Origin of the sequence: Xanthomonas sp. SHU 166 (assembly GCF_000364685.1) — a bacterium.
Classification (GTDB): domain Bacteria; phylum Pseudomonadota; class Gammaproteobacteria; order Xanthomonadales; family Xanthomonadaceae; genus Xanthomonas_A; species Xanthomonas_A sontii.
This window is the reverse complement of record NZ_AQOJ01000382.1, coordinates 1-8,801: the sequence shown is the minus strand read 5'-3', so window position 1 is coordinate 8,801 and position 8,801 is coordinate 1. Positions and strand designations below refer to the sequence as shown.

The window sequence follows — 8,801 nt, the reverse complement described above, 5'->3', positions numbered from 1 at the left end:
CCCCCCCGCCAGCAGCGTGCCCGCCAGGGCGGCGCCGGCCCCGGTCCGGGACCGGGACCGGGCGCGCCGCGCGGCGACACCCGCGCCAAGCTGGCGGTGCCGCTGGAGGCGGTGTACGCCGGCGACAGCGTGCGCATCACCATCAACGGCAAGCAGCTGGATGTGCGCGTGCCCAAGGGCGTGCGCCCCGGCCAGGTGATCCGGCTGGGCGGGCAGGGCAACGGCGGCAGCAACCTGCTGCTGGAGATCGAGTACGCCGCGCATCCGCAGTTCGAGGTGGACGGCCGCAACATCCTCTACACCCTGCAGGTGACGCCGTGGCAGGCGGCGCTGGGCACCAGCATTAGCGTGCCGACCCTGGGCGGGGCGGTGGAACTGAAGATCCCGCCGGAGTCCGACGCCGGCCGCAAGCTGCGCCTGCGCGGCCGCGGCCTGCCCGGCACCCCGCCGGGCGACCAGATCGTCGAACTGGAAGTGCTGGCGCCAGCGCCGGAAACCGAAGCGCAGCGCAAGGCGTATCGCGGGTTGGCCAAGGCGTTTGGCGAGGCCGTGTGAAGTGAGGCGGGATTGGGGAGTCGGGAGTGGGGATTCGCAAGAGCGGCGTCCCTTCGCACTGTGGCGTTGCAGGGTCGGCTTCAGCCGCCATGCCGGACCGATAAGCGGCCGTACCCGCTTGCGCGGCCCGGCTCGTCATGCGCCTGCAAGCGTGACTGCGCTAGAGCCGCTGCGGCGCACGGCCGCAGTGGCATCGCCGATCAGCGTACTCGCTTGGCAAGCCTGCAGCTGTGGTGCTTTCCTGTGGGAGGGGCTTCAGCCCCGACGCTTCAAAGGTTGAGGCGTCGGGGCTCAAGCCCCTCCCACAAGAGCCGCCGCCGGCTCTTCTTCGGGTTCCATGCATTCCCGGCTTGCGTAGCAGCAGCTTCAGACGCGACGGTTGTTGCCGGGAGTGCCCGTCGCGGCTGAAGCCACAAACGCCGCGTGCAGCACGGCCGTGCTCCGCGCGCCGCGGGAAGTCCGCTTTCGCGATTCCCCAGTCCCGATTCTCCCCTCCCGGTCCCTCACCCCTTCGGCGCATCCTCGCCACTGAACACACGCTCGATCACCTCGTACAACTCGTCCTCGGAGAACGGCTTGGTGATGTAGGCGCGGGCGCCCTGGCGCATGCCCCACATACGATCGGTGTCCTGGTCCTTGGTGGTGACCAGGATCACCGGGATGTTCTGCGTGGTCGGCTCGCGGCGCAGGGTGCGGGTGGCCTGGAAACCGTTGAGGTTCGGCATCACCACGTCCATCAGCACCAGATCCGGCAAGGCCGCCTTGGCCGCTTCCACGCCGGCGGCGCCGTCGGTGGCGGTGATCGTTTCGTGCCCCAGTTTTTCGACGATGCGCTGGATGCCCAGCAACTGCGACGGCGAATCGTCGACGATCAGAATGCGTGCCATGTAGTTCCCCCTAGGAGGCTCCGAGTGTAGAGGCAGCGGCGCGAAGGCGGAAAGCGTTGCGTGTCACAAAGCGTCGGCGTGGCTACGCGCTTGGATCCAGCCGCACCACGGTGCGCCCGAACGACTGCCCGGCCAGCATCGTCGCGAACACCTCCGGTAGGCCGGCCAGGTCCACTTCGCGGGTGCAGATCGTCTCCAGGTGGCGCGGCTTCCAGTCGCTGCCCAGGTGCTGCCAGATGCGGTCGCGCAGGTCGCGGGCGGTGCCGGCCGAGCCGATGCCCAGCAGCGACACGCCGCGCAGGATGAAGGGCATCACCGTCATGTCCAGCTCCGCGGTCGCGGCCAGGCCGGCACTGGCGACATTGCCGTACGGTGCCGTCTGCGCCAGCAGGCTGGTCAGCATCGCCCCGCCCACGTTGTCCAGGCCGCCGCCGAAGCGCACCGATTCCAGCGGCCGGCTGGTCTGCAGGGCCTCGCGGCCGAGCACCTGGGCGGCGCCCCAGGCCTTGAGCTGCTCGGCGCGCTCGGCCTTGCCGCTGACCGCATGCACCTCGAAGCCGGCGCGGCTGAAGATGTCGACCGCCAGCGAGCCGACCCCGCCGGTGGCGCCGGTCACGCACAGCGGGCCATGCGCCGGGGTCTGGCGGTTGTCGAGCAGGCGCAGCAGCGCCAGCGCCGCGGTGAAGCCGGCGGTGCCCAGCACCATGCTCTCGCGCAGGCTCAGCCCGGCCGGCAGCGGTACCACCCACTTGGACTCCAGGCGCACGTAGTCGCTGTAGCCGCCGTCGCGGGTCTCGCTGAGGCCGCAGCCGGTGACCAGCACCGCGTCGCCTTCCTTGAACGCCGGGTCGCGGGAGGCGACCACGCGCCCGGCCACGTCGATGCCGCCGACCAGCGGGAAGCGGCGCAGGATCTTGCCCTGGCCGGTGCCGGCCAGCGCGTCCTTGAAGTTCACCGACGACCAGGCGGCGCGGATCACCACCTCGCCGTCGCTGAGCTGGTCCAGCGACAGCGGGACGAGGCCGGCGTGGTAGCCGCTGGCGTCCTGGTGGATGCGGAAGGCGGAGAACTGGGCGGGAACGGACATGGAACACCTTGGTCGGCACGCAGGAATGCACCAAGATACCCTTTCGAAACGGCGGGTCTGCCCCATCTTGTAGAATCGGCGACTCATTATCCGGTGACCGGCGCGTGACCGACGCGGCGCCACCTTCCTTCTTGGAGCATGCATGGCCTGGAACACACCTGGCGGCAAGGGCGGAGACGGCCCCGACAATCACGGGCGCGGTCCCTGGCCGCCGCGTGGCGGCAATGGGGGAGGCAGGTGGGGCGGGTTGCCGGGTCCGTTGAAGGACCTGTTCGGCGATGGCGGCGGCATCGGCCGCTGGATCCTGGGTGCGGTGGTGCTGGTGCTGCTGTTCAGCAGCTTCCAGTTGATCGGCGAGCAGCAGCGCGGCGTGGTGCTGCGCTTCGGCCAGTTCTCGCGGATCCTGCAGCCTGGCCCGAACTTCAAGCTGCCGTGGCCGATCGAGACCGTGCGCAAGGTCGATGCCACCCGCATCAAGACCTTCGACAGCCAACTGCCGGTGCTGACCGGCGACGAGAACATCGTCAACGTCTCGCTCAATGTGCAGTACCGGGTCGAGGACCCGCGCACCTACGTGTTCGGCGCGCGCAACGCCGACCTGGTGCTGGAGCAGGCCGCGCAGAGCGCGGTGCGCGAACAGATCGGCCGCTCGGATCTCAATACGGTACTCAACAACCGCGGGCCGATGGCCGTGGCCGCGCGCGAGCGCCTGCAGGCCGCGCTGAAGGCCTATCACACCGGCCTGATCGTGACCGGCCTGACCCTGCCCGACGCGCGTCCGCCGGAGGAAGTGAAATCGGCCTTCGACGAGGTCAACGGCGCCCAGCAGGTCAAGGAGCGGCTGATCAACGAGGCCCAGGCCTACGCCGCCAAGGTGGTGCCGGAGGCGCGTGGCCAGGCCGCACGCACCCGCACCGTCGCCGAAGGCTACAAGGAAGCGGCGATCGCCCGCGCGCAGGGCGACGCCGAGCGCTTCACCCTGCTGCAGCAGCAGTACCAGAACGCGCCGGAGGTCACCCGCAAGCGGCTGTGGCTGGAGACGATCCAGCAGGTGCTGGCGGAGAACCGCAAGGTCATCGGCGGCGACGGCCGCCAGCTGATCTACGTGCCGATGCCCGCCGACAGCAAGGCGCCGGCCGCGGCGACGCCGCCGGCGCCGACCACGTCGCTGCCGACGGTGCCGCAGGACGTGTTGATGCCGGCGTTGAACAGCAGTTCGGCCGAGAGTGTCCGCAACCCGGAGCGCACGCCGCGCCCGACCGGCCGTGAGGAGATCCAGCGATGAAACTGTCATTGTGGGCGGGCATTGCCGTCGTCGCGCTGTTCGCGCTGCTCAGCTCGGTGTTCGTGGTGCCCGAGGACAAGGCGGCGATGGTGCTGAACCTGGGCCGCGTGGTGCGTGCCGATCTCAAGCCGGGCCTGCACTTCAAGGTTCCGCTGGTGGAATCGGTGCGCATGTTCGACCGCCGTTTCCAGGTGATCGACACCAACCCGGCGCGCTACTTCACCGCCGAGCAGAAGGACGTCAGCGTCAGCTTCTTCGCCATCGGCTACATCTCCGACGTGCGCGCCTTCTACCGTGCCACCACCGGCGGCGACGAGAAGGTGGCCAACAGCCTGCTGGCGCCGATCATCACCGACTCGCTGCGCAACCAGATCAACTCGCGCACCCTGCAGCAGCTGGTGTCCGGCGACCGCAGCGAACTGATCGCCAAGCAGCTGGTGGCGATCAACGCGGCCAGCAAGACCCTGGGCATGCAGATCGTCGACCTGCGCATCAAGCAGATCGACCTGCCGACCGACAGCCAGGTGATCACCGACGTGTACGAACGCATGCGCGCGCAGCGCAAGCAGGAAGCGGCCAAGCTGCGCGCCGAAGGCGAGGAGCAGGCACTGACCATCCGCGCCCAGGCCGACCGCGAAAGCACGGTGCTGGTCGCCGAGGCCGAGCGCGACGCGCAGAAGCTGCGCGGCGAAGGCGATGCCGAGGCCGCCAGCGTGTATGGCAAGGCCGGCTCCGCCGACCCGTCGTTCTACGCCTTCTACCGCAGCCTGGAGGCCTACCGCGGCGCCATGGCCGACGGCAACGGCGTGATCGTGCTCGACAAGAACGATCCGTTCCTGCAGTACCTCAAGAGCGATCGCTGAGGGGTGGGATTGGGGAGTCGGGATTGGGGATTCGCAAAGGCGGGTCCCCGGTCTCTGACGGCGTGCAGGATGGCCGGTTGCAGACGCCGGTACCCGGCGCAGGAAGCCTTTTGTGGGAGCGACTTCAGTCGCGACGGGCTTCACCGGGAAGGCTTGCGCCACTTCAGCCGCTCCTGAACGATCAAGCCGCTTCAGTGTCGACGCGGCCCACCCATCCCCGCTTGCCGAGACCCCCATGCACGATCTGATCGCCGCGGTGTGCCTGGTCGTCGTCTTCGAAGGTCTGATCCTGTTGGTCGCGCCGGAGGCCTGGAAGCGGATGGTGCAGCAGATGCTGGCCATGCCGACCACGCAGTTGCGGATCGCTGGCGGCGTAGCTCTGGCGGTGGGATTGATGGCCTTGCTGTGGGTTCGCGCCTGACCCCGTCTGCCATCGCTGCTGTCGGGGCAGGTCGCTGAACGCGGCAGGGGAAGGGGTGGTGACCGCCACCCAAAACCCGGATAATGCACAAAAGCCGGCCGGGCCCGCTCCACGCGAGCGTCTCGACCGGCTTTTTCCGTGTATGGGTCCTGCCGCCGCCTGGACGCTCCCCGATGGAGCGGCCGCACCGGTGTCGGCCGGTCCCCGCACGGCCACCACATCCGCGTGGCCCCGACGGTCGCGCAGCAAACCAGGAGTTACCCAGCCATGGGTCAGTCAGTTGTCGTGCTCGGCGCCCAGTGGGGCGATGAAGGCAAAGGCAAGATCGTCGATCTGCTCACCGAGGAAATCGGTGCCGTCGTGCGTTTCCAGGGCGGCCACAATGCCGGCCACACCCTCGTCATCAACGGCAAGAAGACCGTCCTGCACCTGATCCCGTCCGGCATCCTGCGCGACGATGCGCTGTGCCTGATCGGCAACGGCGTGGTGATCTCCCCGGCCGCGCTGCGCAAGGAAATCGAAGAGTTGGAGACCTCCGGCGTGGAAGTGCGTTCGCGCCTGAAGATCTCGCCGGCCGCGCCGCTGATCATGCCGTACCACATCGCCCTGGATCAGGCCCGCGAGAAGGCCGCCGGCGGCAAGGCCATCGGCACCACCGGCCGCGGCATCGGCCCGGCCTACGAAGACAAGGTGGCGCGCCGCGGCATCCGCGTCGCCGACCTGCATTACCCGCCGCAGCTGGAAGAGCTGCTGCGCACCGCGCTGGACTACCACAACTTCGTGCTGACCAAGTACCTGGGCGTGGAAGCGGTCGACTTCCAGAAGACCTTCGACGAAGCGCTGGCCTTCGGCGAGTACGTGCAGCCGATGAAGTCCGACGTCGCCGGCATCCTTCACGACCTGCGCAAGCAGGGCAAGCGCGTGCTGTTCGAAGGCGCGCAGGGCGCGCTGCTGGACATCGACCACGGCACCTATCCCTACGTCACCAGCTCCAACACCACCGTCGGCGGCGCGCTGGCCGGCACCGGCGTGGGCGCGCAGGACATCGACTACGTGCTGGGCATCGCCAAGGCCTACGCCACCCGCGTCGGCGGCGGCCCGTTCCCGACCGAACTGGACGACGAGATCGGCCAGGGCATCCGCGACCGCGGTGCCGAGTACGGCGCCTCCACCGGCCGTCCGCGCCGCTGCGGCTGGATGGACATCGTCGCGCTGAAGCGCGCGGTGGCCATCAACGGCATCTCCGGCCTGTGCATCACCAAGCTCGACGTGCTCGACGGCATGGAGAAGCTGAAGGTGTGCATCGCCTACGAATACCGCGGCAAGCGCACCGAATACGCGCCGCTGGACGCGCAGGGCTGGGAAGAGTGCACCCCGGTGTACCTGGAGTTCCCGGGCTGGAGCGAGAACACCCACGGCATCACCGTGTGGGACGAACTGCCGCCCGCCGCCCGCGCCTACCTGCGTGCGCTGGAGGAACTGGCCGGCTGCCCGATCTCGATCGTCTCCACCGGTCCGGACCGCGAGCACACCATGGTGCTGCAGGATCCGTTCGCCTGAGGCGGGCAGCACGCGACTCCTTCTCCCGCATGCGGGAGAAGGAAGTGCCGAGTCTCCAGAAAGCCCCGCGACAGCGGGGCTTTTTATTTCGCGCCGCACACTGATACGCGTAATGCGGTGCGCCGTGCATGCACCTGGGAGGGACAGCTGACCGAGCAGCGTGCGCGCGCTTTCTGGTTGCTCGATGCAATCGGAGTTGCCGGAGTGCCGTTGCGGACACTGCAGTCCGCGTCCATCTGCGGCTGCCGCAAAGCTGCGCTAGCATTCCGCGCGGCGCCCGCATGCCGCCACTCGACAAGGACGACCGCCGATGTTCGCTGCACTGTTCGACACGCTGTTCCGCCGCACGCCCAGCCCCGACGCCTTCGCCAGGCTGTACACCGACGCCCTGCGCGCGCGCGGCTATCGCGAGCAGCTGGTCTATCAGCCCGACGCGTTCCGACTGGTCGGCGGCAATGGCTACACCATCTATCTGCACAACGCCTATCAGGCCTACAGGACCGCGACGCGCAAAGGCCGCGCCGAGGCATTGCGCGCCTATGTGACGTCCTCGCTCAACGCGCAGGAAGAGAGTGGCCGGGAAAAGACATTCGACGAGGTGCGCGCGACGCTGATGCCGGTGATCCGCAATCGCGGCATGTTCGAGGAGCTGCGGCTGGAGCACTTGCTGGAGAAAGGCCTCGATGCGCCATTCCCATATGCATGGCGCGACATCGCCGAGGATTGCGTCGAGCTGCTGGCGCTGGATCTGCCCGACACGATCTCCACGCTGTTCCAGGGGCCGCGCGCGGCATGGGGGATCACCCTGGACGAAGGCCTGGCGATCGCCCGCGACAATCTGCGCGACGCGACCGCCGACCATTTCGTCGAAGTCGCACCCGGCGTATTCCGCGGCGCATGGCAGGATGCCTACGACACCAGCCGCGCGTTGCTGCCCGACGTGCTGTACCGCGTACCGGTGGCGGGCAATCCGCTGTTCATGCTGCCGGCGCGCGACTGCCTGCTGGTGGTGGGCGATCGCGACGCCGCCGCCATCGGCGCGATGCTGGAACTGAGCGTGGAAGCGGCCGCGCAGGGCCGCAACGTCTCCGCGCTGGTGTTCACTTACGACCAGGCACGCCGCATGGTGCCGTTCGCGCTGGCGTCGCCCGAGCACCGCCAGCGCCAGGCGGACCTGCGCCGGCTGCTGGACGCGCCTGCCTATGCCGATCAGAAGGCGGCGCTGGACAAGCTCCACGACGCGACCGAGCAGGACATCTTCGTCGCATCGTTCAGCGTCTACCAGGAGCGCGACGACGGCGCGCGGCAGTTTTCGCTCTGCACCTGGACCAAGGGCGTCGATACGTTGTTGCCCAGAGCCGACCGGATCGCCCTGGTCGTCCCGCGCGACGACGCCGAGGAGGACGCGGTCGTCCTGGTGTCCTGGGACGAGGCTGTTGCCGCGTTTGGCGACCTGATGGAGCCGCAGCCGCCGCTGTATCCGCCGCGTTACCGCGTGCGGGCGTTTCCCGATGACGCGCAGCTCAGGCAGCTGACGCCGCTGTGATGGGACTTGGGGTTTGGAGTTGGGGGGGGGCATGGATGTGCTGCGTGCTCGGACCCTCACCCCAACCCCTCTCCCGGTGGGAGAGGGGCTAGTTGCGGTCCACGGGTAAAAGCGCGTGCAGGCGTAGCGTGAGTAACGTGGCTTCTTGCATGGGATGGAGCTCAAGAAATTGCCCGTGTGGCCGATAGCCTTGCACGGGTCGGCGTTGTTGCGCGCCGGCAACGGCGTGCGTGGGACCAGAGTGCGACGATATCCGCCGCATTCACGGATCCGGCGTGTGCTGCGGCATCTTGGGGAGAACGGCAGTGCGCAGTCGCTTGATCTTGCAGTCGCTCGGGATGCTGCTGTGCGGGAGTGTGCTGGTATCGTCCGCGGTGGCGCACGCGGCCGCGATGCAGCGGTGCGCACCGGCGCAGGCGTTGCCGGCCTGCGTGGCGGCGGTGCGTGCCGCAGACCCGGCGGCCGCGCTGCAGATGGGCATGCCGGCCTGGGACGCCGCGGCCGACAAGCAAGGCTCGATCGCGCTCGGCCTGGAACTGGTCGATGCGGCCGCCGCCGCGGGCGAGCCGAACAGGGTGGTCTCCATCGGCTCCGCGC

Annotated in this window: 9 protein-coding genes; 7 read left to right on the top strand and 2 right to left on the bottom strand. The window is 68.8% G+C overall.

Features of this window, described 5'->3' with window-relative positions:
• Positions 1–555: J domain-containing protein (locus D180_RS10620; RefSeq protein ID WP_017912776.1), on the top strand; the 555-nt coding region annotated here is incomplete at its 5' end.
• Between the two features lie 503 nt (positions 556–1,058).
• Here D180_RS10620 and pilH read toward each other — a convergent pair.
• Together pilH and D180_RS10610 are read right to left on the bottom strand one after the other, a co-directional pair.
• Positions 1,059–1,442, bottom strand: a complete 384-nt coding sequence (gene pilH, locus D180_RS10615) for a twitching motility response regulator PilH (protein ID WP_017912775.1) — start codon at positions 1,440–1,442, stop codon at positions 1,059–1,061.
• Between the two features lie 82 nt (positions 1,443–1,524).
• On the bottom strand, positions 1,525–2,529 hold the full coding sequence (locus D180_RS10610) for an acryloyl-CoA reductase (RefSeq protein WP_017912774.1): 1,005 nt from the start codon (positions 2,527–2,529) through the stop codon (positions 1,525–1,527).
• A 142-nt stretch (positions 2,530–2,671) separates the two neighbouring features.
• Between D180_RS10610 and hflK the strand changes: the two genes are divergently transcribed.
• The 6 genes from hflK to D180_RS10580 form a co-directional block, all read left to right on the top strand.
• Complete coding sequence (gene hflK / locus D180_RS10605) at positions 2,672–3,814, top strand: FtsH protease activity modulator HflK (RefSeq protein WP_026143730.1); 1,143 nt, start codon at positions 2,672–2,674, stop codon at positions 3,812–3,814.
• Complete coding sequence (locus tag D180_RS10600) at positions 3,811–4,677, top strand: protease modulator HflC (RefSeq protein WP_026144397.1); 867 nt, start codon at positions 3,811–3,813, stop codon at positions 4,675–4,677. Before hflK ends, D180_RS10600 begins: the two co-directional genes overlap by 4 nt.
• Positions 4,678–4,912: 235 nt before the next feature.
• Entirely contained in the window at positions 4,913–5,098 is a 186-nt protein-coding gene (locus tag D180_RS10595; RefSeq protein ID WP_017912772.1) for a DUF2065 family protein, read from the top strand.
• A 267-nt stretch (positions 5,099–5,365) separates the two neighbouring features.
• Positions 5,366–6,658 carry an adenylosuccinate synthase gene (locus D180_RS10590; RefSeq protein WP_026144396.1) on the top strand — a complete coding sequence of 431 codons (1,293 nt, stop codon included), beginning with the start codon at positions 5,366–5,368 and terminating at the stop codon, positions 6,656–6,658.
• 310 nt (positions 6,659–6,968) lie between these two features.
• Positions 6,969–8,204 (top strand): hypothetical protein, encoded by a 1,236-nt coding sequence (locus D180_RS10585; protein WP_017912771.1) that lies wholly within the window; start codon positions 6,969–6,971, stop codon positions 8,202–8,204.
• 305 nt (positions 8,205–8,509) lie between these two features.
• Positions 8,510–8,801 (top strand): hypothetical protein (locus D180_RS10580; protein WP_198526541.1); only part of this gene is annotated, 292 nt, incomplete at its 3' end.

Excerpts from the sequence above, each read along its gene's own strand:
- pilH (WP_017912775.1), bottom strand. The coding sequence starts at position 1,442 with ATGGCACGCATTCTGATCGTCGACGATTCGCCGTCGCAGTTGCTGGGC.
- D180_RS10585 (WP_017912771.1), top strand. The coding sequence starts at position 6,969 with ATGTTCGCTGCACTGTTCGACACGCTGTTCCGCCGCACGCCCAGCCCC.
- D180_RS10600 (WP_026144397.1), top strand. The coding sequence starts at position 3,811 with ATGAAACTGTCATTGTGGGCGGGCATTGCCGTCGTCGCGCTGTTCGCG.
- D180_RS10610 (WP_017912774.1), bottom strand. The coding sequence starts at position 2,529 with ATGTCCGTTCCCGCCCAGTTCTCCGCCTTCCGCATCCACCAGGACGCC.
- D180_RS10590 (WP_026144396.1), top strand. The coding sequence starts at position 5,366 with ATGGGTCAGTCAGTTGTCGTGCTCGGCGCCCAGTGGGGCGATGAAGGC.
- D180_RS10595 (WP_017912772.1), top strand. The coding sequence starts at position 4,913 with ATGCACGATCTGATCGCCGCGGTGTGCCTGGTCGTCGTCTTCGAAGGT.
- hflK (WP_026143730.1), top strand. The coding sequence starts at position 2,672 with ATGGCCTGGAACACACCTGGCGGCAAGGGCGGAGACGGCCCCGACAAT.